This is a genomic window from Thiomicrospira microaerophila (assembly GCF_023278225.1).
Classification (GTDB): Bacteria; Pseudomonadota; Gammaproteobacteria; order Thiomicrospirales; family Thiomicrospiraceae; genus Thiomicrospira; species Thiomicrospira microaerophila_A.
The window spans coordinates 791164-816809 of record NZ_CP070959.1 but is presented as its reverse complement, the minus strand read 5'-3'; the positions used below and the strand labels follow the sequence as shown (position 1 = coordinate 816809).

Here is a 25646-nt window from a genome sequence, read left to right as displayed (position 1 = left end):
AATTAACCACAAAAAAGGGAGCCGAAGCTCCCTTTATTATGGTTTAAATTCCTTAAAATAGAAACTTATTTACCGTGTGCCTGTGCCATAAATTCGTCCGTATTGCCACGATCGTTGGTAAAGTAACTCACCAAGACTGTGACCAATACCGCAAACGGTACAGAGTAAAGCGCTGGGTTAACCAATACATCGATACCCATAAAGGTTTTTGCGCCAAAGAAAGCCGCAAAGGTAAAGATTAATGAAGAAACCAGGCCTGCTGCCATACCAATAATGACTGCTTGGCTAGTCAGCTTACGCCACCACACAGCGAACACTAAGGCTGGCGCAAAGGTACTGGCTGCGATACCAAAACACATCGCCACAAGCATGGCGACGTTTTGCTCTTTTAACCAGATAGACATCAAGATCGCCATCACCGCTAAACCGCCCGCACCAAACTTGGCGAAGCGCACTTGCTCTTCGTCAGTTGAGTTTGGACGCAACACACCTTTATACAAGTCATGCGACAAACTGGTGGTCGCCGAAATCAATAGACCGGCTGAAGTACTTAACATCGCGGCCATCGCACCGGCTGCAATAACACCCATCAACAATTGACCGCCCATCATTTCGCCTAACATCGGCATGGTCATGTTAGTTGCAACACCACGTTGACCCGCGGCTAATAACTCAACTAAGGTTGGGTAAAGGGCATACATCGCAATCAAACCAACAAAGAATACGCTGCCGTAGAAAATCGCCAGGCCCCAGATGGTGAACTCTGCAGATTGACGCGCGTCTTTCGCGTTGGATACCGTGTAGAAACGAATCAGGATATGAGGAAGACCTAATACACCTAAGAATAAGGCCAATACCAAACTGGCATTATTCATCAAGTCACGCAAACCGACACCCGGTGCAATCGCATTCGGTGCTTCGGTCATCATGCCACGTACGGTTTCAATCGCTACCGCACTTTCTGCATTAGTCATACCGGCAATCGCCGCTACTGCTTCCGCATTACCCGCTGCGACTAAAGGCGGAACCATGTCCTTGCCTTCGATAACCATACCGACCGGGTTACCGCCAAAGAAGGCAATAATACCGAAGATCAATAAGAACATCAGTGCACCAAACAGAATCGCGCCCTGCACTGCTTGGTTATAAGACGTGCCTTTCATGCCGCCCATAATAACGAAAATCGCCATTAATGAACCGGTTACGATAACCGTTGGCAAGTAGTCCCAGCCCAATAGCAAACCAAACAGCAGGCCTGCACCTACAATCTGTGGCACTAAATACATAACACACAATACCAAGGTTGAGATCATCGCAATCATACGAATCCCTTTTTCTGAACCTTGATAACGTGAATTGAGTACGTCAGCAACTGTGAACTTTCCAACGTTTTTAAGTGGGCCGGCAATGACCAATAGCACCACAATCCACGCCGCAAAGAAGCCAAGTGCTAACCACCAGCCGTCAACCCCCATCAACGCAACCGCACCGGCCACACCTAAGAAGCTGGCCGCAGAGGCGTAATCACCAAACATCGCCATACCATTTACACGCGGCGAAATACCGCCACCGGCCACATAGAAGTTAGCGGTAGAAGACGTCGAACGACGATGGTAATAACTGATATACAGCGATAAGGCGATACCCAGTATCACCACACCAAGAGCAACGATATTATCCATTAGTTTGCTCCCTCTTCTAATTGTTCTAATTTTCTAAGGTATAGGCGTGTGATAATCACCCCCGATACGATAATCAATAACCCACCCCAAACTGCAAGCGGTAAACCGGCAATCTCCAGCGCAGCAATATCTTTGAAGGTGGCCGACGTCATTAACGCCACCCCAAAGTAAAGCACCGTGTAGATCGCCAGCAAAATGGCAGCGAACTTTATTCTACCGTCATTCATAGGATTTCCTTTTATGTTTATCCTCGTTAAAAACAACTCTTTATACAAAGAGACTTTTCGCAGTTATTATGATTAATAAACCAATAAAGCTGCAAGTAACAAATTGCACTTTAAAAACATAATCTTTTAGGTCACACCCAAAATTAAATTATGATTAAAAAGTGCAAAAAGCTATTTTAGCAAATTTATTGCTGTTGCAATTGTTGCAGTATAGAAGGATCTTCCAAAGTTGAAGTATCTTGCGTAATTTCCTCACCCTTAGCAATCGTTCTTAACAAACGGCGCATAATTTTACCCGAGCGGGTTTTCGGCAGATTGGTGCCAAAGCGAATTTCATCAGGTTTGGCGATCGGGCCAATCTCTTTTGCAACCCAGTTACGCAATTCATTAATCATCGCATTACGTTCATCACCGGCGGGTAAGTCTTGGTTTAACACCACAAATGCAAACACCGATTCACCTTTTACATCATGTGGCTTGCCAACCACGGCGGCTTCAGCGACCTTAGGATGCGCCACCAACGCAGATTCAATTTCCATCGTACCTAAACGATGACCTGAGACGTTTAATACATCGTCAATACGCCCTAAAATCCAGATATAGCCATCGGCATCTTTATGTGCACTGTCACCAACCACATAATATTTATTATTAAACTTGGCATAATAGGTATCGATATAACGAGCATCATCGCCCCAGACCGTCTGCAACATCGAAGGCCAAGGTTTACGAACGACCAGATAACCGCCTTGGTTATTACCAATTTCATTGCCTTCTTCATCAACAACGGCCGCATCAATACCTGGTAAAGGACGGGTACAAGAACCGGGCTTTAATGGTGTGACACCAGGGAAAGGCGCAATCATATGCGCACCGGTTTCGGTTTGCCACCAGGTATCAATAATCGGACATTCACCTCGACCAATCACCTCGTGATACCACATCCAAGCCTCTGGGTTAATCGGCTCACCTACCGTACCCAAGATTCGTAACTTGGACAGGTCATATTGTTCAGGAATGTCTTTACCAAACTTCATTAGCGCACGAATAGCGGTCGGTGCGGTATAAAACACCGTAACACCATGGTCTTGACATACCTGCCAGAAACGTCCGGCATCCGGGTAGGTCGGAACACCTTCAAACATCAAAATCGTCGCGCCCATCGCTAACGGACCATAGGCGACATAAGAGTGACCGGTAATCCAACCCACATCAGCGGTACACCAGAATATATCATTGTCTTTAAGGTCAAACATCCATTCATTGGTCACCATCGCATTTAACAGGTAACCGCCCGAACCATGTTGCACACCTTTGGGTTTACCAGTAGAACCTGAGGTGTAAAGCAGAAATAGCGGATGATCGGCAGGCAGCATCACTGGATCATGATAATTACTCATACCGGCTTCCGCTTCATGCCACCAAATATCACGACCCGCTTGCATCGTCACTTCTTGTTTGGTGCGTTGATAAACAATCACTTTTTTAACCTGATCACAACCTTTCGACAGGGCCTCGTCCACCGCGGCTTTTAATGAAATAGACTTACCGCCGCGCAAACCACCATCAGTGGTAATCACCATCTTCGCGCCGGCATTTTCAACACGATCACGCAGGGCTTCAGCCGAAAACCCACCAAACACGATAGAGTGAATCGCACCAATACGCGCACAGGCTTGCATGGCTATCACCGCCTGTGGAATCATCGGCATATAGATAATCACACGATCACCTTGTTTGATGCCCTGCACTTTTAAGGTATTAGCAAAACGACAGACTTCATCATGCAGCTCTTGATAGGTATAGTGATGAACATCACCCTTATCGCCTTCAAAAATAATCGCCAATTTGTCACTTTTGGTATCTAGATGACGGTCAATACAGTTATATGACACGTTCATTTCACCATCAGGGAACCAACGATACAGCGGGGCTTTGGAATCATCTAATGCCTGAGTAAAAGGCTTATGCCAACTGAGTTTTTCTTTGGCTAAATCAGCCCAAAAACCCACATGATCTTTCTCGGCTTTGGCATACATAGCCGCTAGCTTGGCTTCGTTAATTGTCGCTTTTGCCTTGATGGCATCTGAGGGTTCAAACACCCGGCTTTCGGTCAAAATAGACTCAATATTCGTTGACATTCACGCCTCCGCTTGTTAATTAAATATGATTTTTCGCTAAAAAAGTAACAATATTCTACCGTTTTAAACCCGAATGTTTCATGAATTTGCACTGAGCACTGGCTTCATCAAGCAAATTTTAGAAGGCGCACCCCATCAGGATTACGGTCAACTGAGAAAATAGTGCTTGTAGAATCAGTAAGCAAGCAAGGCACAAACTGGTAAAATTTTCAGGTTAATCGCCTAATGCTTGCCATTTTCTTTAAAAACTTGTTTTACCTCATCACTACTTGAGGCTGCCAACCCAAGGAGTGGAGCAACTCAATCAGTTCGTCATCCGGCTTGATCGACCAATTTGATTTAAATTGAGCTTTCGCATGCTTATTCTGATACTCCAATACCAGTGGCAAACCCTCATCCACTTGATAAGGTAGAATTAGAGCCTGTAACTCTTGACACTTTTGTTGATCGAAACTCGACGCCATCGCTAAAATTTTTAATGCGCGGGCTTGCTGAATTCGCATCTCCGCCAGCGTCACGACCTGCTCCGCGCTTAATTTAATGCCACCGTTAAAACTATCCTCCTCAACTGTTCCATACATGAGAAGTACTGAATCCGGCTGCACCAAATCTTTAACCGTGCTAAACACCGCCGGGCGCAAAACCGCTTCGAGTCGAGCCGTGCGATCATCTAAGGTGACAAAGCCCATCTTATCGCCCCCACGGGTATTCTTGGCACGCACACCGACAACCAGGCCTGCTACCCAACGCTTGTCATATTTATTCGGCGTTAATTTTGCTAAGCTATGCGACACATAATGTGTAAGCTCTTCACGATAGGCTTCAATCGGGTGACCACTTAAATACAAGCCAAGGGTTTCTTTTTCACCTTTTAAACGCTGACGCTCAACCATTTCAGCAATATCAACCAGGCCTGGTTGCGGCGTTAAGTCAGGTTCGTCCGCCATCAGCGCACCAAACAAGTCATCCTGCCCTGACGCTTGGTTTTGTAACGCCTGCTCCGCTTGATGCAAAGCCAAACTAACACTGGATAACATCGCTTGTCGATTAGTGTGTAAACAATCCATCGCGCCGGCGCGAATTAACGCCTCCATCACCCGCCGATTCACCTTTTTACCGGCACGGGCGGCAAAATCAAATAAATCCCGAAACACGCCTTGTGCCTGACGCTCGGCGATTACGCCGTCTAATGCCGCCTCGCCCACGCCTTTAATCGCGCCCAAGCCGTATAGAATGGTCTTCACATCGGTGGCTTTAAACTTGATTTCACAGCGATTAATGTCAGGGGGTACGATCTCCAGCCCCATCGAATAGCACTCATTGATCATGTGAACCACCTTCTCGGTGTTATCCATGTCCGACGAAATCTGTGCCGCCATAAAATGCGCGGGATAATGGGTTTTGAGCCAAGCCGATTGATAGGACACCAGCGCATAAGCCGCCGAGTGGGATTTGTTGAAACCATAACCGGCGAATTTTTCAACCAAGTCGAAAATCTTCATTGCTAGTTGGCCATCGACGCCATTGTTAATCGCGCCCTGTTCAAACTTGCCGCGCTCTTTGGCCATTTCCTCCGGTTTTTTCTTGCCCATTGCGCGACGCAGCATATCGGCGCCGCCCAAGGTGTAACCGGATAACACCTGTGCAATCTGCATAACCTGCTCTTGATACAGGATAATTCCGTAGGTCGGTTCAAGAATCTCTTTTAAGCTTTCATGCTGATATTGTGCATCAGGGTAGGATACGGCCTCTTTGCCATGCTTACGTGCAATAAAGTTATCCACCATGCCCGATTCAAGCGGACCAGGACGAAACAGCGCCACCAAGGCAATAATATCTTCAAAACAGTCGGGCTTGAGGCGACGAATCAAATCCTGCATCCCGCTCGACTCTAACTGGAACACGCCGGTGGTGCGTCCGGTTTTAATCAGTTCAAACACCGCACGATCACCGAGTGGAATACGCGTGATATCGACAAAGCCCTCATCACCGGGTTGCTTGCCGGCATTAATCGCTTGCAGCGCCCAATCAATAATCGTTAAGGTACGCAAACCCAAAAAGTCGAACTTTACCAGCCCGATGGTTTCGACATCGTTTTTATCCAATTGGGTGACGACACCTCGACCATCGGCTTCGGAATACATCGGACAAAACTCGTCCAAGGGCTTGGGGCCAATCACCACCCCACCGGCATGCTTACCGACATTACGCACCGTGCCTTCGAGTTTTAAACCCAAGTCCAGCAGGGTTTTCACGTCCTCGTCATTGCGATAACGTTGTTGCAAATCCTCTTCTTTTTCCAGCGCGTCTTTAAGCTTAATCCCCAGTTCGTTCGGGATCAGCTTGGCAACACTGTCCACCATGCCGTAACCGTGCCCCAGCACCCGCCCGACATCGCGCACCACCGCCTTAGCCGCCATGGTGCCGTAGGTAATAATTTGCGACACATGATCACGCCCATAATGGCGTGAAACATAGTCAATCACCTCGTCACGCCGCTCCATACAGAAATCAACGTCGAAGTCAGGCATCGACACCCTTTCCGGATTTAAGAAACGTTCAAAAAGCAAATCGTATTCAATCGGATCAAGGTCGGTGATTTTGAGTGCATAGGCAACCAACGATCCCGCGCCCGAACCCCGCCCAGGCCCCACTGGAATTTGATGATTTTTACCCCATTGAATAAAGTCGGCAACGATTAAGAAATAACCCGGAAACCCCATTTGCAAAATCGTGTTGAGTTCAAACTCCAAGCGCGCAACATATTCCTGCTTTTTTTGCGCCTGCTCGTCCTGCGACAGATGTCCAAACAAAAACGCTAAACGCTCATCCAAACCTTTTCGACATTCCAGATCAAAAAACTGATCCATCGTCATGCCTTCAGGAATAGGAAAATTCGGTAAATAATAGGTGCCAAGTTCAAGCGTGAGGTTACAGCGGCGGGCAATATGCAGGGTGTTTTCAATCGCCTCAGGAATATCGGCGAACAACACGTTCATCTCTTCGGTGCTGCGTAAGTACTGCTGTTCAGAGTAGTTTTTAGGCCGATTCGGATCATCCAATACATAGCCGCCGTTGATGCAACAACGCACCTCATGCGCCTCAAAATCTTCACGGGTCATAAAGCGCACATCATTGGTCGCGACCACCGGCAGTTCATAACGCCCGGCCACCTCAACCGCACCATGAATATAACGCTCTTCGTCCGGTCTGCCGGTGCGCACCAATTCCAAATAATAACGCTGTGGAAAATGCTGTTGCCACCAAGCGACACGTTTAGCCGTTAGATTCGGTTTTTCCGCTAGAATGGCTTGACCCACGTCCCCGCCACGACCACCGGACAAAATAATCAACCCTGCGTTAAGCTCGCCCAACCAGGCCTGGTCAACCACCGCGACCTGTTGCATATTAAATAGCTTTTGATTGGTTAAATAACTTTTTGAAATCAAACGCGAAAGATTGAGGTAGCCCTGCTGGTTTTGACACAAGGCGGTGATACTAAAAATCTCGCCGTCTGCCGATTCCACCCACAAATCAGCGCCCAAAATCGGTTTAATTTCTGCGCCGCGCGCCGCGCTGTAGAACTTCACCAGCGCAAACATATTGCTTTGATCTGTTAAGGCCAGCGCCGGTTGTTCAAGCGTTTTAACCTGACCCACCAGCGGCTTAATATGCAAAAGACTATCAACAACCGAAAACTCGGAGTGAACATGAAGGTGAATAAATGGAGTCATTGGCACGTTTTTTTATTGAATGGTCGGATATTTTAAAGATAAAACCTCACGATAGCTAGCCTTAAAACTCCACAAGTCTTTAGGCGGATACCTGTTAAAATACGTGTCATTCAATTAATCAAAAGACAATCAACATCATGGCTTTATTATTTCTTCGCGATATTTCTTTAAGTTTCGGTGCCGCGCCCCTACTCGATAAAATTCATTTTCAAGTTGAACCGCTCGAACGCGTTTGTATTGTTGGCCGCAATGGTGAAGGCAAATCGACGCTGTTGAAAGTCATCGAAGGCGTACAACCGGCTGACGATGGCAGTCGGATTATTCAAGATGGCGTTAAAATCGCCAAACTACGCCAAGATGTACCCCATGATATTCAAGGCTCAGTGTTTGACGTGGTCGCGCTGGGCTTGGGCGATATTGGGCGAATTCTAAAAGACTATCATCATGCCGCGCTGGATGGCGACATGGATAAACTCGGCGAATTGCAGCAACAGATTGAGGCGCAAAACGGTTGGGAGATGAATCAAAAGGTCGATACCATTTTATCTAAACTGGATTTACCACCGGATGACGAGTTTTCAGCCCTGTCGGGCGGTATGAAACGCCGCGTTTTATTAGCGCAAGCCTTAGTGCAACAACCCGATATTTTATTACTGGATGAACCCACCAACCATTTGGATATTCCATCGATTCAGTGGCTGGAAGGCTTTGTTAAAAACCTGCGCTGCGCCTTGGTGTTTATCACGCATGATCGCGCCTTTTTACAAGCCCTAGCGACACGGATTGTTGAAGTGGATCGCGGCCAATTGTTTAACTGGGAATGTGACTACCTTACTTATTTAGAACGTAAACAAGCACAACTAGAGTCCGAGGCCAAATCCAATTCTGAATTTGATAAAAAACTCGCACAGGAAGAAGTCTGGATTCGCCAAGGTATCAAAGCCCGCCGCACCCGGAACGAAGGTCGCGTACGTGCGCTAGAAAAGCTGCGTCTTGAGCGCCAAGCACGCCGCAGCCAACAAGGCAGCGCGAATTTGCAAGTCAACCTAGCCGAATCATCCGGCAAAAAAGTAATTGAAGTCAGCCATCTCTGCTTTGCTTGGCCGGATAAGGTGATCGTCAATAACTTTTCGACCCTGATTATGCGTGGTGACAAGGTTGGCTTAATTGGGCCTAACGGCTGTGGTAAATCAACTTTGTTGAAAATTCTGCTCGGGCAACAACAGCCACAACAAGGCAAGGTTGAACTCGGCACGAATTTACAAATTGCTTATTTTGACCAGCATCGTGCTAAGCTTAACGAAGACTTGTCCGTCGCTGAAAACGTCATGGATTCGAGTGACTTTGTTGAAATCAACGGCCAACGCAAACACATTATCGGTTATCTAAGTGATTTCTTGTTTGCGCCGGATCGTGCGCGCCAACCGGTAAAATCCTTGTCCGGCGGTGAACGCAACCGTTTGTTATTAGCACAAGTATTCGCTAAACCCTCTAACCTGTTAATTCTCGATGAGCCGACCAACGACCTAGACGTTGAAACCTTGGAACTGCTCGAAGATTTACTGATGAACTATCAGGGCACGGTGCTGATCGTCAGTCACGATCGTGCTTTCCTAAATAATGTCGCCACCAGCTCAATCGTATTTGATGCACCAGGCCTGGTGAATGAATATGTCGGCGGCTACGATGATTGGTTACGCCAGCGACCAAGTTTTGATAACCAAAACAAAAAAACCGACAAATCCACTAAAACCGAACCAGGTGAATCAGTCGTCACACAGCCTGCTGAAAAAACGCCAGAGGTCAAAAAATCGGCTAAAAAACTCAGCTTTAAAGACCAACGCGAATATGATGCATTACCCGGCCTGATTGAGCAGCTTGAACAAACACTCGAAGCCTTGAGCGACCAGGTCGCCCAACCGAGCTTTTATCAACAAGAACAACACAAAGTCGATCAAGTACTGGCAGAAATCCAGCAAAAAGAAACGGAGTTGGAACAGGCTTTTGAACGCTGGGAAATATTAGAAAGCCAACAACTAGGTTAATAACATGTCTTTTTTGAAACCACCAGGCCTGGTGATCATCGTATTTTCGTTAATACTCTCTGCTTGCCAGAATGGAGAAAACAACCCAACACTGACGAAGGAAGAGCATCAACCACCAGGCCTGATATTTGCCGTGCCGCCTTATGAAATGCCATCACGGATTCAGCAGCGGTTTGAGCCGCTGACAAGCTATCTAAGCGAGGTACTTGATCAACCCGTACAACTGTATATCACCCATAGCTACGAAGACCAAATTAAACGCCTTGCACTAGGCGAAGTCGATTTGGCCTACATGGGGCCGTCTTCCTACGTTAAGACACGCGATAATTTTCAGCAAACAGGCGTAAACACTATTGAGTTGATTGTGGCTGAAGCCCCCTATCGCGCGGCGATTATCGTTCATCAAAACAGCGATATTAAAAGTCTGACTGATCTTAAAAATCATTCGTTGGCATTTGGCTCTTACCACTCTTACACTGGTCACTTTATCGTTCGTCAACTTTTACGACTTGAACAAATCTACCTTCGCGATCTTCAGTTTTATAGCTATTTGGGGCGACATGAACGCGCGATTATGTCGGTAGTTCATCAAGAGTTTGACGCTGCTGCTACGACTGAAGGTTTAGCAAAACGTTTTATTGATCTCGGTTATCCAATAAGGGTGCTTCATACCTCTGAGCTGTTAGCGCCTACCGTTATCGTGGCAAGAAAGGGACTTGATACATCAACTATTGAAAGCTTGCGCGATGCTTTATTGCTACCCAGTGATAAACAATTACCCAAAATCGCTCAGTCAGGCCATCACTTCTACGAAGTAGACGACTATGAATTTTTAGAAGTGCGACGCATTTTAGATTTAATAGAATACTAAATCCTCACCCAAAACCATTGCAAACTGCAACAGTCATTGTTTTTTGCATCACCCCAAGATGATAAAAACAAAAATTTATCTAACCATTTCAACACTTTAAGTTTTGGCACAGTTATTTCTTACTCATAGATGCTAATAAGGTTAAGCCTTTCAAATTTAAAAATATAAAAGATGACTAAAAGAGGGATTTTATGAAACTGAAACATTCTGCATTAGTATCCGCATTAGCCGGTATTTTAGCCGCCCCAGTTGTTATGGCTGATGATGTTCACAAGGTTTATGGACAAGTTAACATATCTATTGATAACACCTCGCTGAGTGGAAGTGGTTTTTCTGCTGAGCAACAGGATGGTTCATCCCCATGGGTTGGACGGGATAAAGGCACGGGGTTCAAAAGTAATGCCTCACGGATTGGTTTGATGGGCAATATGGCGACTAATCTCGGTGATGCGCGCCTAACCTATGTTGCTGAACTCGAATATACAACAGTTGGAGATACTGGAGCCAATAACGTATTTGGTCGTGAAGCCACCGTTGGACTTAACAGCAAACAGTTTGGTCATTTGCGCATGGGACGTTTAACGCCAATGTATAAATCGAATTATGCAGTCATTGACCCATGGACTGATCATGTTTTGCAAGCGCGAGCCGGTGGCCAGCAAGGTGCCTCTAGCTTAAATGCCAACTACTTTAATAACGCTATAGAATATAGATCACCAAACTTTAATGGCATTAGTTTTAGTGGTTTTTACTCGATAATGCACGACGGTAGCAGCCAAAGAATGCACAATGCAGGTGCTATGGGTCGATACATTGGTGGAACGGCTTATGGTTTTGGAGTTCGTTATCTAAAAGACGGACTTCGTTTAGCACTTGATACTATTAAGCTTGACGCAGATAGCTTTGCCCCAGGTGGGGTTGGTGGCGTTAATGTTGATAATGGCTCAGCCAATAAACTTACCGCTGAATACAAAACGAAGCAATATAGTGTTGCTGCACATTATGAGGATGCCTCTGGGATTAACCAAGGTAAGAACATGTTTGCAGTTGCAGGTTTATATGCTGGACATTCAACCTTTACCGCAAGCTATGGTATCAACCAGGGTGATACTAACAATACCTTCGGTACAAAAGACGCCACCACAATGAACCTGGGTTACAAATATAAGCTGAACCGTCGTTCAGATATTATTGCCGGTTACTCCATTCATGAGCGCGATACCAACGCAGGACTAGCTCGCAAAGCCAGTACCTTTACCGTTGGAATTGACGCGAAGTTTGGTTACTAATCGTCAAAGCGCTTAAACCACCAGGTCTGGTACTTGGTGGCAGAATTTATGGTTGTTTTTCATTAGTTATTGGCCGACAGTTTTTCGGCCTTTTTTAGTTAAACTGCTAGAATATCTGATGTTTCAAATTATAAAAATTAGTTAATAGAGGTCTATCTATGTTTCGAATGATGAAATCTTTATTTTTGGGTGCCGCCTTGATTGCACCTAGTTTTGCGCTGGCCGATGTGGTTAAGTTTGAAAAGGTCACTGACAATGTCTATGCCTTTATTGGTGAAATCAATGATCGCACCAAAGAAAACCTGGGCTTAAACGCCAATATCGGCCTGGTGGTTACACCTGAAGGTGCGGTGATTATTGACTCCGGTGCGGGGCCCTTATCTGCTGCGGCGATTGAAAAAGCCGCTAAAAAAATTACCGACCAAAAAATTGTCGCGGTGTTTAACACCGGCGCACAAGATCATCGCTGGTTAGGCAATGACTATTTCGCAAAAAAAGGCGCACAAATTTATGCGATGCAAACCACGGTTGACACCCAAATCAAAATGGAAGCTTCAATCTTAAACCGCATCAAAAGCACCGATCCTATATTCCATGACCAAACGCCTTTCCATGCTCAAAATCCATTTTCGGGTTCAAACGGCAAAGTAACGATTGGGGGCGTTAACTTTGAAGTGAAATACTTTAATGATGCCCACTTCCCAGGTGATGCCGTGGTTTGGTTACCGCAAACCCAAGTGCTGTTCTCCGGTGACCATGTGTATGTTGATCGCTTGTTAGGCGTTCACCCCCACACCCATGCGGTGAAATGGTTAGAGGCGTATGAGCAGATGATTCAGTTGCCGGCTAAATTCATTGTGCCGGGTCATGGCGAAGTGTCTGACAAAGCCAAAGTGCAACGTGAAACCGGCGATTACCTAAAACAACTAGTCGAAGCGGTGCAAGTAACCATTGATGACATGGGGTCATTGGATGATGTCAGCCCTTCTCGTGACTGGTCAGCATTTCAGCATTTGCGTCATTTTGACGGCTGGCATGGTCGTAACGTGAGCAACACCTTTCAACGCTTAGAAATGGAATCGATGTAATAGGCAACTTTCCTATTAAATAAGCGATAATAAAACCATCCATATTCAGGATGGTTTTTTATTGATATTGGCTTAGGAGATCCCTTGAGACATCGCTGGCAACCTAAAACCCTATCGGGATTACTCAATTTATACCTAGGATTGGGCTTAACCCTGTTTACGCTATTAGCCGGTGTTTTTTTGCATGTTATTGTTTCTCATACTTTGGAAGACACCCTGCGTGATAAAGCACAGGCTTTATCACAGCAACTCGCAGTCATGACACTTGATTCGGTGCTGATGCGTGACTATGTCGTGATCGAACGCTTTGCCGAAGATCTGGTGCGCCAGTCCAATGATATTTTGTTTTTACATATTCAAACAATTGACGGCGAAACGCTTGCAAAGGTGGGCGATGACCAACGCGCTAGCACGATTGCGCACTTTCATCAAACCACCCCTATTCTGTTTATGCAACGCTCGATTGGGGAAATCCAGCTCGTCTATTCGCGCGACTTAGTTGAGCAAACCTTTAAACAAATCATGCTGTTTGCGCTGGGCGGACTGCTTGTGTTGCTTGGGCTACAATCTTGGTTGATTCGCCGTTTGTTAGCCGCCAAACTCATTCATCCGATTGAACAATTACTCGCCAACTTAAATCCTTTAAAACAAGCGCTTAACCAGGCTGAAGCCTTCCCAGATCAACCAGTGGAAGTATTGGGGCTGCAAACAATCTTCAACCAGCTTAAACAAGATATTAATAAGCATATTAAAGCCTTAGAGCAAGCTCATTCACTTTCCAATAAAATGGTAGAAAAACTGAATGATGGCCAGCGTCTTGCAGCGATTGGCCAAATGGCGGCGGGCCTTGCACATAATCTCAATACCCCGCTGGCGACAATTATTGGCTACTCACAAATGGTTTATTCGACCAGCGACGATGACGCGATAAAAAAGCGCATGCAGATTATTGAGCGCCAAGCGAAAACCAGTGCCGAGGTAGTTAAAAGCCTATTAAATGCCTCACGCGCACCCAATGCAAACCTAAGCGAACTGCAGGCAAGTGATTATCTCGACAGCTTCTGCAAGCTTCTAAAACCGATATTAAAACAAAAAGGCTTGCAAACTATTAAGCTTGATCTCGAATCGATTAAAATTTCAGCCGATGGCGGGTTATTAGAGCAGGTTTTATTTAACCTATTTGGTAATGCGGTTGAAGCGGGCGCGACCGAAATACATGTTAAACTTAATGCACAAAACAACCAGGCCTGGTTGTCAATTATCGATAATGGCGCAGGCATTCCTCCTGACTTACAATCCGAGGTATTTAAGGCCTTTGTCACCACCAAACCCAGTCATCAAGGCACTGGTCTGGGGTTGTTTATGGCCAACCAAATGCTTAACTCCATGCACGCGCATTTGGAACTCATAACGTCAAAACCCGGCTACACTGAATTTAGACTTTACTTAAACCTAGCTCAAGCCCATACAAAAGATAAGGTGCTATGAAAACTCCAAACAAACCGATTCTATTTGTTGTTGAAGATGATGCGGATATGGCAGATTTGTTAGCCGAATTAGCAACCACCACCGGCTTTAAGGTCGAGGTTTTTTTACAAGCCGAGCGCGCTCAACAAGCTATTCATCTCAACCCTCCTGCCGTTGTGCTCACCGACCTGCGTTTACCGGATGGCGATGGGCTAAGTATATTAGAAACCACGAAACACGCCAGCCTCGACACCCAAGTGGTTCTAATTACGGGTTATGCTACGCTGCAAGACGCGGTACAAGGCTTCAAATTGGGCTTGTATGACCTGATTACCAAACCCTTTGATATCGCGCAAATGACCGCCCTGCTCCAACGTTTGTTAGACCAGGTTCAACACCGCAAGTCGATGATAAAACTTCAAACGCGCTTGGCACAACTTGATAATACCGAGCTGCAGCCGATTTGCCAAAGCCCGAAAATTAAAGCGGTGTACCAATTAATCCAACAAGTTTGCCAAATGGATGTGCCAGTGTTGATTGAGGGTGAAACCGGCGTGGGTAAAGGCGTGCTGGCTAAATTTATTCATCAAAATAGTCCTCGAAAACAAGATTCGTATTTTGAACTTAACTGTGCGGCAGTGCCGGCTAATCTAATCGAATCCGAGTTATTTGGTCATGAAAAAGGCGCATTCACTGGTGCGAATAGCCGTAAACTCGGCTTGCTTGAATTAGCGGATGGGGGCACCCTATTATTGGATGAAATCAATAGCATGAGCTTGGATGTGCAAGCGAAAATGCTACATTTTTTACAAAATCAGACGCTGATTCGCGTCGGCGGTCAAACCACCATTCAAGTCGATGTGCGTTTGATTTTTGCCAGCAATCAGTCTTTACAGTCCTTGGTTCAACAGCTGACCTTTCGGCAAGATTTATATTACCGGATTAATGTCTTTCCGGTTGAACTGCCCGCGTTGCGCGAGCGTCCCGAAGATATTCAAGCCTTAGCTGAACTATTTTTAAGCCGATTTGCCCGCAAATTTAACAAGCCGGTTAAACAAATAAGCGCTGATGCGTTAAAACAACTTAAAACCTATGATTGGCCGGGCAATATCCGCGAGCTGGAAAATATTATCCAACGCGCGGTGGTATTGGCACAGACCGAGCAAATTGAACTGGCGAACTTACCGCAAGAAATGCGCCCCGCACCCAATAAAATTGAACTCTCGCCAGGCCTGGTTGTGGCAGAAAACACCCCACTTGAACAGCTTGAAAAACTGTGGATTGACTATACCCTTCAACGCTGTAATGGCAACAAATCCCAAACCGCACGCGAGCTTGGCATTGATGCTTCCACCCTACATCGCAAGCTGGCGCGTAAATAAACCTTAACCCAAAACATCCCCATGAAAAATAAACGCAAGATTTTCTGCATAAGAAGACATATTGAACGACATTATTTAAATAAATAAGCTTTGATTTTCAGGGCTACTGCCAAAATAAGTAGCGGCTCCTGCATAGTCAATTCCATCAATAAAATCACTATGCTTAAATCCCATTAGTTCAATGCTCATTTCACAAGCGGTCATCTTAACCCCCAGCTCAAGGCAAAGCGTTCTTAACTCTTCAAAAGGTAGCTGCCCTTGCTCGGCAAGTTTTTTCTTAAATGACCAGGTTGCAAAGCGTGTAACACCTGGCATTGACCAGATTAAATCAGGTATAGATTGACGCAAATCCTGCTGACGTAGCCATCTAGGACCAAAGGGAAGGTGTACAGGCATAGCAGGGTTACCAACGGGTGAAACACTTAAGCTTCGGGAGTCTTTTAGTAGGCAGCGTAAGCCATAAAAAGTAAAAAATATATGTACGTCTTTGTCCATCACCCGGCCAGTACTTGCCAAAATCATTGGCGGATAAGCCCAGTCCAATGAACCCTTGGTTTGAATAATACTCAACTGACTTGACGACTCGCTCACTGGATTACCTCGCAACTTAAATAAAACAAAGAGGTAATATCCTCCAAGAAACGGCCTGATAAAGAAGCATAACCACCATATTAAAATCAATACCGTTTAGCTAAGGTCCAACAGTAATTTTATTACTTGGTTTTTCAGGCCAGCTGGATAGTTCATATACAATACCCAACTCTGCACGACCCCATTGACCTAAGGTTGTTAAGGTTACATGACTTGGAAAAATTCGATGAACATGAATACCCTCTTTTTCTTCCCGTTCATTAAATACTTGACCGTTGATAATAGCTTGCCGACTGCCGCTTGCATTAATAATCGCACTAAGTCTTAGTTGCCCTCTTACTTCAGAAAGCTCTATTTCTTCTTCATCTAAGACAGGTACTGCAACTGGCAAAAAATGACGTGTTCTTTGCTGCTCTAACAACTGTCTTACTTCAGGCTTCATCAACAAGCCTGGTACACTTTTCAAATCAAGCGTTTCGGCCTTTAGAGTCATAGGTATCAGTATAAACAACAAACCATAAACCATCACCAGGTGATTAAGTTTTATTTTCACCTTAACCTCCTTTCATCAAACTGGCTTAACTGAGCACGAAAAACATGCATGTCACAACGCATAGAAATGTTACCTTGCTCAGGACGTAACTCAAATGCTTGGTCTTGGATAGCATTCAAGCGCAAATCACAGCGTTCAACCCAAATATCTGCCTGAAGATGACTACGAAGTTCATTAACTAGGCGCATCAAGTCCGTATCAATCTGCAAATTGCCTGATAGATTTATTCGGGTATGGTAAATGACTTGGCTATTTAGAGGTAGTTGAGCCAACTGGTTAGCTGATAATCGACGCTCTGGTTCAAAATTAACACTTAAGCCCGTTAATAAAAGCCTATCACTAATATCATTCAGTCTATCGGCCCAATCAACTCGATTCATCGGTTGTTTAATCCCCCGATCTACAAGGGATTCATATTTTGGCAAGAAACTTTCAAAGTCTCTTTTTGTAATACTCAATTGATTAACATCTGACTCTAACTGTCTGAGTACTCGCTCCTTTTGGTCAATACTCCTCTGTAGACTAAATGTCGTTTCCATATACCAGCTGTAAACGGTATAAAAAATAACGCTACTTAACACAAACATTGCCAAAGGTATAAGCAACATGCGCTTTGCAAAACTGGTTAATAGTGGGCGATCCAGTTTCATCTCATGCCCTCGTTTGGCCTAGTGGTATTTTCAAGCTTTATTTGACGACGCTGCTCCCACTCAACATTGATCTGAACACGCGTATCAGGTTGAAGGTTCGGAACACGGTAAGCTCTGGTGACATCCTCATCAAAGGGTCGACGCATAATATTAACATTACTTACACCTGGCATTAGCTTTAGTGCCTGTTCGAAATCATTGATCGCCTGTGTTAGGTTAACAAACCGACCATCAAATGGTCCTACTGCAGCTTGCATAGTAACTTTGACAGAAGGTGGGTCAATTGCTGTTTGTGGAGCCCAGTTAATACTTTGAATGTGTACCAGGCTATGCTGTGATAATAACAGCCCTAATGCATTAAAATCATAGCCATAAGGATAATCCTGAATCAAACGATCCAGCGCATGATAAAAATTAACGGTCGCTTTAATATCTGCAGGCGACTCATAACCTTTTAAAATATCAACAAAACTTTTCCGCTGATTGACTAGCTCTTGCTCTGCTTGTCCAAGAACAGTAATTTTGTTTTTTAAAAAATCACTCTGTAACAACGCATTAATGCCAATAAAAAGCGAGGCAGACACTGCAACAACAGCCAGTGCGCTAAACAAGTAACCTGATGCTTTAAAACCACGAACCATTTTGACATATGGCAGTTCATAAAAATTCTTTACAAAGCCTCGATTTACCTTCTCTGCAAGAACCTGACTGGCATTATATTCTGAGTGATCCGTCAGAGATATTCGGATAAAGTCCTGCGGTCGAGCTAAGACAAAAAAGTTTTTATCTTGACTCCACTTCGCTGATATAACACCCGATTTCTTAAATTGATCTAACAGATACTCTTCTCGCTGTTCAGCGACTTGATCAATTAGTACAAAATTGATGGGCTCATTAAACGGTAACATTTTTTGATTGTAAATAAATCGAACAGCCAACCGGGTTTCACTTATTGCTTGACTTAAACGCTCGTTATCATCTGAATACTGATTGTTTTGATTATCTACCTCAACTATACGCGTCATGCGTAAATAACCCTGGTAAAAGAAACACTGTCTGTAGTGAGACTCTGAAACTTTAATCACCATTAAAATCGGAGACTTTTTTAACTGGCTGGCATTCAATTTCGCCGTTTTCTTTATTTCCGTATTTAATAGATTCTGAAACAAGATTGAAGAAGAGTAAAATCCAGACCAAATTAATCGTGCAGTGACGATACTTGATATCAAACGATCAATGGCTTTCGAAGGATAAAGCACATTTGATATCACAAGCTCTTCTTTGCGAGTGTCTGAATTCTTATTTCGAATCCCTGTCCAGGTTATTTGATGACAAATGGCACCTTTAGATAGGAACTTATTGTGCAATCGTTGCTGCAACGCATGCTTTTCCCAGGGTAGCAAGACAGGCATGTCTTCCAAAACGGTATCTTCAGAGATTGAATCGACTATAACACTTACCCTGGCTGTTTTAGGTATTTCGGAAATAAAATCTTCAACCTCATCCCACTCTACTTTATTTAGAGCCCTGTCTTCGCAATCAAAGCAGTAACTTTCGAGATATTGATCCATCGCATATAGAATATAATGCATCGATTAGCCTTAAAAATCTACTTGTGTCATAGTGTCATAAATTGGACCGAGGACAGCAATCAAAACCCACCCAACCATTACTGCCATAACGATGGTTAACAAAGGCTCAATCGCTGGCTCAATTTTTTCAATCATTTCTTTGGCTTCACGGTCGTAAAAGTAACCCACATTGGTTAAAGCTTGATCCATATTACCGCTTCGCTCACCAACACGAATCATTTTTAAACCAAGAATCGGAAAGACATTTGCCTTTTCAAAAGCCAGATGGATCGGCATTCCTTCCTCGACCATCTTAATCGCCGCTTTGACATTATTTTCCAAATAAGCGTTACTTACCACACCAGACGCCATCTCCATCGCATCGGTAAAACTAACGCCTGATCGATACATCACAGCAAGTGTATTGGCTAAACGCGCAATTTTAAGATTATAAAGTACAGGACCAATTAACTTAATTTTAAATAAAGCTCTATCAAACTGATGAAGAAATTCCGATGAACGTTTAAGCCAAGCCTTTACAATATATACCAATAAAAATGGAGCAATAAGCAAGTAAATAATATAGGCCTGAACGAAGTTGGACGTCGCAACGAGTGACTTGGTTGCCCATCCAACTTCGCTTCCCATTTCACCAATAAAAGAAAGCAATTGGGGCACTAAAAAGACCATCATTAAAGTAATAACACCTATGACAACTATTGCAACAATAGTGGGATAAACCATAATTTTTTTTGCTTTAGCTGCAAGTTCATCTTCCCATTTAATCATTGCGCCTAAGTCGGCTAATACTTCTTCTAGTTGCCCAGTTTGCTCTCCACTTCGTACTAACGTAATGTAAACCTCGCCGAAGGTTTCGCTATAGGTTGATAGCGCATCAGCAAAGCTATCGCCACCCTCCATTGATTGATGAATATTGGTGAGCATATCTTTGATGGCTGGGTTATCAAATGAATCTCTAAGGTCATTTAATATTTCCATCAGAGGCACACCTGCTCGAAGCAGCTGTTCAAACTGGAAAGTGATTAAAATCACCTCCTTACGGGATACTTTGCTTTTCTGAAGAAAGCTCAATCCTTGCGACTTAGGCTTTAAGGTAAGAATATCTATCTGCGAGTTTTTAAGTTTTAACTCTACATCCGATATGTTTTTAGCCCCCATTTGTCCACGAACACGTTCACCATATTGATTAATCCCTGAATATTCATACAGTTGCATAACGACTCCTAAATTAATTCAGTAAGATTAACAACACGGCTTACTTCATCCAATGTTGTTTCGCCTTTACGAACCCAAACAATCGCCGATTCAGTAAGCGTTCTAAACCCATTCGCTCTCGCCAATTTTAAAATATGATGAACAGGTGCCTGATCAAGCAACAATTCATCCATTTCTTCAGTAAAACGCAGCGTTTCCAGTATTGCTAAACGACCTTTATATCCCGAACCACTACACTTATCACACCCCTTGGCTTTATATAAAACATGATCCGAACCTGGTTCAATCCCTACAAGCTGAGCTTCAAAGTCTCCAGGGTGATAAGCTTCTTTACAGTGTGGACATAATTTGCGTGCCAATCTTTGTGCCAAAATTCCAATAATATTACCGGCTAAGATTGTTGGCGATACACCAATATCTAATAGCCTTGGAATAGTTGCAATGGCTGAGTTAGTATGAAGAGTAGCGAAAACTTGATGACCGGTCATCGCGGCCCTGAAAGCCATTTCTGCCGTTTCACCATCTCGAATTTCGCCAATCAGAATAATGTCAGGGTCTTGTCTCAAAAGAGCACGAACTCCACGTGCAAAAGTCAGCCCAATTTCATCATTAACAGCCGTCTGTCGTATCAGTGACATGGGATATTCTACAGGGTCTTCCAAGGTCATGATGTTTGTACTGATATCATTAACTTCATTGAGAATAGAATAGAGCGTTGTTGTTTTACCCGAACCCGTTGGCCCAGTGACCAAGAAAATACCGGTTGGCCTTGATAGCATCAACTTTAACTCTCTTTGAGCATCAGGATCTAGGCCAAGCTTTTGGAGCGGAACAATTCCTTTTTGACGATCTAGAATCCTGAGAACAAAGTTTTCACCCTGAGTTCCAGGTAATGACGATACACGGAAATCAATACGACGTCCCATGACGACTAAATCCATATGACCATCTTGAGGTAAACGTTGATCGGTTAAATCTAGGTTAGACATTACTTTAAGACGAATCACTAAGCCAGACCAAAGCGACTTGTGTAATAGACGAATTTCTTGCAAAACACCATCTATTCGATACCTGATTCTGACATAGTATTCTTCCGGCTCAAAGTGAATATCAGAAGCCTCACGCTTAACCGCATCGGTTAAAACACTATCTACAAGCCGAACCATCGGTTGTGAATATTCATCTGTTTCAGCGAGTGCTTTGAGATCAACTTGCCCCGTTTCAAGCTCATTGATAATTCCATCCAATGAAAGTTCGTAGCCATAATAGTGATCAATGGCATACTGAATTTCAGCTTCAGCAACTAAAACGGGTTTAATTGTAATATTTGATTGCCTAATACCTCTACGAAGCTTATCGATAATCAGAATATTCTCGGGATTTGCCATTCCCACTTGAAGCACATCATTTTGCAAACTAATCGGAATAACTTGATTACTTCTAGCAAAAACCTCATCAATTAAGTCCAAAGCCGTAAGATCAGGAACAATTCCCTTTAGACTAACCGCATCATAACCCGTTGTTTCTCCGATAATTGAACTTATTTCATCTTCTGAAACAAATCCCAGGGTAACCAAAACCTCACCCAGTTTTTTAACTGGTCCTTTCCTTCCTGCTAATACAGAAGATGAGGATAACCGCTGCTCGGTTAACGCAATCCGTAGTTGATCTTGTGTAATATGACCAGACTGAACAAGTATTTCACCCAAAGGTAGAGATTGCGCCATTAGTAATGATTCCCCAAAAATCGCTCTATCGCTATGACACGCCGTTTAATAGAATCGGTACTAAACCTAGCATCATGAAAATCAGCTATAGCTAAAGCATGCTTATAATGATCCAATGCTGAGTGAAAGTCTCCTAAATGATCAAGGCTAATTGCCAAGTTAATCCTATAGTTAGCATTATTGTTGTCTAGTCTTACACTTTCAAAATAATATTGCTGCGCCCTAAACCAATCACCTTGTTTGGCATAAACATTTCCTACAGCAAACTGTAATTCGGATGAGAATGGATTGTTTTGCAGAATCGCTTTTAAATCTAAATTATGAGGTCCTAAGCCAGCGAGAGTACTTGCCAAGGATGCGATGCCCAACTTTGCCTCCTTGTCTTCCGAGTTTTCTTTAAGGAGTTGTTGATAAAAATTAAAAGCCTTTTCATAGTGTCCTCTATGAACAGCAATAGCAGCAAGTCCCAATTTACTTACTCGGCTATTCGGGTAACCCAATAGGTGACGGTTATACAAGTCTTGTGCTCTATCGAAGTCACCCTGAATATATGCTTCGTAAGCTAGTAAAGAAAATGATTCGGTATGAGATGTTTTTTCAACCCTTATTGGCGTGGGGCTAATTGATGTTATTGGTTTATCAACAGCTGGCTTAGTTAACTGTTGTTCTATTTGTGGTGCAACAGGCTCTGAATCCACAGATGATAGATTTGACTTCACTTCCTGCGACAAAGCTGTCATCTCTAACTGACTTTTTTTATTCCCTAGGTTTCCTGTAGCCCGTGTATCAATCTCCGTGATTGCTTCTTGAATCAACTCCGAATTTACGGATATTTTTGCTTCATCAACAGCAAGCTGAACCGGTGATCTCGCCTGTTCAGAATGTGCATTAACCATATTCATCAATCTTTGAACATCAGCATTATATTCATTTTGAAGTGCGGAATAATAGTAAAAGGCGTAATAAAATAAAGCCACAAAGAATGTTAACGCGAACAATAGATAAATTAAAGGCGCATAGGTTCGCTCCGACACCTGCGCTGCCTTAGGCTTTACACTTTTGTTATGAGAAGCTAACTTATTTTTTGAGAAAAATTGTTTTAAACTTTTTGCCTTAGCTTTATCAGGGGAGTGATTATTTTTATCTGTTGAAAACTTTTTAAATAATGGCTCTTTTTTTGCAACAACTGGGATAACAGGAGGGTTTAACCAAGATTTTTTAGCCGAATTGGCTTCAATTTCGTTTATTTCGTACGGTTTACTAGACGTCTTTATATCAGCGGAAGATTTAGAATCTGTCGTTTTTTGTTCATTATGGGGAGATTCTGTATCCCTACTAACAGCATTAGTTAAACCATCAGAAATTCTTGACTCTGTAGTCGCTTCCTCGGTTTCCAATTCTGCAGCACTCAAAGTTTCTTTTTCCTTCAATTTTAGCTTTGAAGCTTCAATTGTGGCGGAGAAGTTTTCAGGTTTTGGATTAGATTCTAGCAATCTGTCAGAAGAAGAAGTGACATCTGAAGGCTTGGACTCATTTTTTTCAATAATCTCGGAAGATGAATGGTGAAGTATTTCTGGTTTTGACTTAGCAAGATCAACATCTAAAGGTTCAAGCGAAAAAGCTGATCTACTTTTAGATGCATCGAGCCTAGAAGGCTTTTCCAAAACATCGGGCGCAGCATCATCAGAAAGCGACACCTGCGCATCCATTAAACTCAAACCTTTTGGGTTTTTAATAGGATCTTTTGTTTGCTGTTGTTGTTTTTCAGCAGCAGCCTTTTTTAAGGCTTCTAATAAAACACTCATTATTCACCCTTTGAATGCTTTTGAAGAAACTCTCTAAAACCGCTAAGATCGCCAGTTTCTTCAATATCAGGTTTACTAACAACCGTTGGCTTTATAAAAATAACCAACTCTGTTTTTGTTATACCACGGTCTCTGTAACCAAATATTGCATCACCAATAATAGGTATTCTTGAAAGCCAAGGTAAGCCAACACTTCTGTCATCATTTCTATCCTCAATTAAGCCACCTATCACTGCTGTCTGTCTATTTCTAAGTCGAAGTACCGTTTCCATTTCTCGTTCCTGAACGACAGGAACCAAACTTTCAGCTCCTACTGCCCTTAAATCGGGATTAGGGTCTTGAACGCGTCCAATAATCCTTGAAATAGTCGGCCGAACATTTAGAGTTACTTCATTACTGTCAGTAACAAATGGAGTCATACTCATCATGAGTCCAACAGGCACTGTTCTTAAAGAAGACGAGTAGGTAGTAGTTTCAACACCACTTGTTCCAGTTGATCGGGAAACATCAATTGTAAAATATACTTCATTATCAACAACTTTAAGCAAGGCTGGCTGGTTGTTAATGGCCATGATTTTAGGTGAAGATAGCACCCTTACCTCGCCAAATTCTTCCAATGCTTTTATGCCAAGGTCAAAACCGAAACCAATTTCTGTTGTCACCCCTGTAGTAATTGATGTCCCTGCCCCAACCGCAGTAGCATTAATACCGTTACCAAAACTACTTGCAAGCCAATCAATACCAGCTTGATATCTATCAGACAAAACAACCTCTACAACCGACGCCTCAATCATAACCTGGCGTTCAGCTCTGGAGGTGATAGCATTTAGATAAGCATTAACCTTGTTATGTGTTTTTTCGTTGGCGTTAACAATAACCAAGCCAGCCTCAGCGTTGATGACCACTCTTTCAGAAACAGTCTGAATCTGTCCATCTTCTGCATGAACCAGCGTATTGTCAGAAACCATTGCTAAAAGTGTGCGATTTAACGCATTCCAAAAGTCATGTTCTGATACCACATCAATCGTTGAACGGCTGCCTGCCTGACCACCGGTCTGAGGATTGACAGCACCACCAACAGCCATGTTCATGACAATACTGTCCTGACTTTTACGTGTAATGTTTACGTAGTCAATAGGGTAACTTTTCCAATAAGCTCGATCAGGTCTTATTGTTATAAACGAATCAGTTACTTCAGCGATAAGATCAAGTTGATTGGCAATCCTAGATAAAATTGAAGGTAATGTCTGATTAACGGCATTAATAGTTAAATTACCCTCAACCCCTCGCCAGATATCTACTTGATAATTTGACATAGCTGCCAAACGATACAAAACCTCATGAACAGGAGCCTCAATAGCACTAATAGAATACAAGGCTAAAGGTTTTTCAGGCACTGGTGGTGGATTGTACGGTAATGACCTAATAATCTGCGGAACTTGAGCTTCAATTGAGTCAGGTCTAGAGTCTGGCGTCAGATGTCCAGAATAACTGTATGATTGATCTTTGCCAATTGAAGGCTTTGATGGATTAGTATTGCAACTTGCAACCAAAAAACTGCTAATAAAAATTAAAATTAACTTCATA

At 43.5% G+C, this 25646-nt stretch carries 18 protein-coding genes; 6 read left to right on the top strand and 12 right to left on the bottom strand.

Translation table 11 applies throughout. The features are described from left to right. Nucleotides 1–65 precede the first annotated feature (65 nt). The 4 genes from JX580_RS03955 to dnaE all read right to left on the bottom strand — a co-directional run bounded on the left by JX580_RS03955 (nt 66) and on the right by dnaE (nt 7784). Nucleotides 66–1682 carry a cation acetate symporter gene (locus JX580_RS03955; RefSeq protein ID WP_248851498.1) on the bottom strand — a complete coding sequence of 539 codons (1617 nt, stop codon included), beginning with the start codon at nt 1680–1682 and terminating at the stop codon, nt 66–68. After that, a complete protein-coding gene (locus JX580_RS03950) occupies nt 1682–1909 on the bottom strand; it encodes a universal stress protein UspA (RefSeq protein WP_248851497.1) in 228 nt (75 codons plus the stop codon). Before JX580_RS03950 ends, JX580_RS03955 begins: the two co-directional genes overlap by 1 nt. A 185-nt stretch (nt 1910–2094) precedes the next feature. Beyond that, on the bottom strand, nt 2095–4050 hold the full coding sequence (gene acs, locus JX580_RS03945) for an acetate--CoA ligase (RefSeq protein ID WP_248851496.1): 1956 nt from the start codon (nt 4048–4050) through the stop codon (nt 2095–2097). A 254-nt stretch (nt 4051–4304) separates the two neighbouring features. Next, nucleotides 4305–7784 carry a DNA polymerase III subunit alpha gene (gene dnaE / locus JX580_RS03940; protein WP_248851494.1) on the bottom strand — a complete coding sequence of 1160 codons (3480 nt, stop codon included), beginning with the start codon at nt 7782–7784 and terminating at the stop codon, nt 4305–4307. A 137-nt stretch (nt 7785–7921) separates the two neighbouring features. Here dnaE and JX580_RS03935 point away from each other — a divergent pair, with 137 nt between their 5' ends. The 6 genes from JX580_RS03935 to JX580_RS03910 all read left to right on the top strand — a co-directional run bounded on the left by JX580_RS03935 (nt 7922) and on the right by JX580_RS03910 (nt 15926). After that, nucleotides 7922–9829 carry an ATP-binding cassette domain-containing protein gene (locus JX580_RS03935; RefSeq protein WP_248851492.1) on the top strand — a complete coding sequence of 636 codons (1908 nt, stop codon included), beginning with the start codon at nt 7922–7924 and terminating at the stop codon, nt 9827–9829. A gap of 4 nt (nt 9830–9833) precedes the next feature. Beyond that, nucleotides 9834–10700, top strand: coding sequence for a phosphate/phosphite/phosphonate ABC transporter substrate-binding protein (gene phnD / locus JX580_RS03930; protein ID WP_248851491.1), 867 nt, complete (start codon nt 9834–9836; stop codon nt 10698–10700). A 191-nt stretch (nt 10701–10891) separates the two neighbouring features. Beyond that, entirely contained in the window at nt 10892–11989 is a 1098-nt protein-coding gene (locus tag JX580_RS03925) for a porin (protein ID WP_248851489.1), read from the top strand. A 167-nt stretch (nt 11990–12156) separates the two neighbouring features. Further along, a complete protein-coding gene (locus JX580_RS03920; protein ID WP_248851488.1) occupies nt 12157–13077 on the top strand; it encodes an MBL fold metallo-hydrolase in 921 nt (306 codons plus the stop codon). An 84-nt stretch (nt 13078–13161) separates the two neighbouring features. Continuing rightward, entirely contained in the window at nt 13162–14565 is a 1404-nt protein-coding gene (locus JX580_RS03915; protein WP_248851487.1) for a sensor histidine kinase, read from the top strand. After that, complete coding sequence (locus tag JX580_RS03910; RefSeq protein WP_248851486.1) at nt 14562–15926, top strand: sigma-54-dependent transcriptional regulator; 1365 nt, start codon at nt 14562–14564, stop codon at nt 15924–15926. The genes JX580_RS03915 and JX580_RS03910 overlap by 4 nt, the downstream gene beginning before the upstream one ends. A 75-nt stretch (nt 15927–16001) precedes the next feature. Here the strand turns inward: JX580_RS03910 and JX580_RS03905 are convergent, their stop codons facing one another. From JX580_RS03905 to JX580_RS03870, 8 genes are all read right to left on the bottom strand, one after another. Continuing rightward, nucleotides 16002–16517 (bottom strand): DsrE/DsrF/DrsH-like family protein, encoded by a 516-nt coding sequence (locus tag JX580_RS03905; RefSeq protein ID WP_283103602.1) that lies wholly within the window; start codon nt 16515–16517, stop codon nt 16002–16004. A gap of 100 nt (nt 16518–16617) precedes the next feature. Next, the gene (locus JX580_RS03900; RefSeq protein ID WP_248851485.1) at nt 16618–17070 is read right to left on the bottom strand and encodes a hypothetical protein; all 453 of its coding nucleotides are present in this window, start codon (nt 17068–17070) and stop codon (nt 16618–16620) included. After that, entirely contained in the window at nt 17067–17720 is a 654-nt protein-coding gene (locus JX580_RS03895) for a hypothetical protein (protein WP_248851484.1), read from the bottom strand. The genes JX580_RS03900 and JX580_RS03895 overlap by 4 nt, the downstream gene beginning before the upstream one ends. Further along, on the bottom strand, nt 17717–19312 hold the full coding sequence (locus JX580_RS03890; protein WP_248851483.1) for a hypothetical protein: 1596 nt from the start codon (nt 19310–19312) through the stop codon (nt 17717–17719). Before JX580_RS03890 ends, JX580_RS03895 begins: the two co-directional genes overlap by 4 nt. 9 nt (nt 19313–19321) lie before the next feature. Next, nucleotides 19322–20527 carry a type II secretion system F family protein gene (locus tag JX580_RS03885; RefSeq protein WP_248851482.1) on the bottom strand — a complete coding sequence of 402 codons (1206 nt, stop codon included), beginning with the start codon at nt 20525–20527 and terminating at the stop codon, nt 19322–19324. 8 nt (nt 20528–20535) lie between these two features. Next, entirely contained in the window at nt 20536–22254 is a 1719-nt protein-coding gene (locus tag JX580_RS03880) for a GspE/PulE family protein (RefSeq protein ID WP_248851481.1), read from the bottom strand. Beyond that, complete coding sequence (locus JX580_RS03875; protein WP_248851480.1) at nt 22254–24059, bottom strand: tetratricopeptide repeat protein; 1806 nt, start codon at nt 24057–24059, stop codon at nt 22254–22256. Before JX580_RS03875 ends, JX580_RS03880 begins: the two co-directional genes overlap by 1 nt. Continuing rightward, the gene (locus tag JX580_RS03870) at nt 24059–25645 is read right to left on the bottom strand and encodes a type II secretion system protein GspD (protein WP_248851479.1); all 1587 of its coding nucleotides are present in this window, start codon (nt 25643–25645) and stop codon (nt 24059–24061) included. The genes JX580_RS03875 and JX580_RS03870 overlap by 1 nt, the downstream gene beginning before the upstream one ends. Nucleotide 25646: the final 1 nt, after the last annotated feature.

Bases quoted from the DNA above. Each gene is read 5' to 3' on its own strand.
- JX580_RS03955 (WP_248851498.1), bottom strand. From the start codon at position 1,682: ATGGATAATATCGTTGCTCTTGGTGTGGTGATACTGGGTATCGCCTTA.
- JX580_RS03950 (WP_248851497.1), bottom strand. From the start codon at position 1,909: ATGAATGACGGTAGAATAAAGTTCGCTGCCATTTTGCTGGCGATCTAC.
- acs (WP_248851496.1), bottom strand. From the start codon at position 4,050: ATGTCAACGAATATTGAGTCTATTTTGACCGAAAGCCGGGTGTTTGAA.
- dnaE (WP_248851494.1), bottom strand. From the start codon at position 7,784: ATGACTCCATTTATTCACCTTCATGTTCACTCCGAGTTTTCGGTTGTT.
- JX580_RS03935 (WP_248851492.1), top strand. From the start codon at position 7,922: ATGGCTTTATTATTTCTTCGCGATATTTCTTTAAGTTTCGGTGCCGCG.
- phnD (WP_248851491.1), top strand. From the start codon at position 9,834: ATGTCTTTTTTGAAACCACCAGGCCTGGTGATCATCGTATTTTCGTTA.
- JX580_RS03925 (WP_248851489.1), top strand. From the start codon at position 10,892: ATGAAACTGAAACATTCTGCATTAGTATCCGCATTAGCCGGTATTTTA.
- JX580_RS03920 (WP_248851488.1), top strand. From the start codon at position 12,157: ATGATGAAATCTTTATTTTTGGGTGCCGCCTTGATTGCACCTAGTTTT.
- JX580_RS03910 (WP_248851486.1), top strand. From the start codon at position 14,562: ATGAAAACTCCAAACAAACCGATTCTATTTGTTGTTGAAGATGATGCG.
- JX580_RS03895 (WP_248851484.1), bottom strand. From the start codon at position 17,720: ATGAAACTGGATCGCCCACTATTAACCAGTTTTGCAAAGCGCATGTTG.
- JX580_RS03890 (WP_248851483.1), bottom strand. From the start codon at position 19,312: ATGCATTATATTCTATATGCGATGGATCAATATCTCGAAAGTTACTGC.
- JX580_RS03885 (WP_248851482.1), bottom strand. From the start codon at position 20,527: ATGCAACTGTATGAATATTCAGGGATTAATCAATATGGTGAACGTGTT.
- JX580_RS03880 (WP_248851481.1), bottom strand. From the start codon at position 22,254: ATGGCGCAATCTCTACCTTTGGGTGAAATACTTGTTCAGTCTGGTCAT.
- JX580_RS03875 (WP_248851480.1), bottom strand. From the start codon at position 24,059: ATGAGTGTTTTATTAGAAGCCTTAAAAAAGGCTGCTGCTGAAAAACAA.
- JX580_RS03870 (WP_248851479.1), bottom strand. From the start codon at position 25,645: ATGAAGTTAATTTTAATTTTTATTAGCAGTTTTTTGGTTGCAAGTTGC.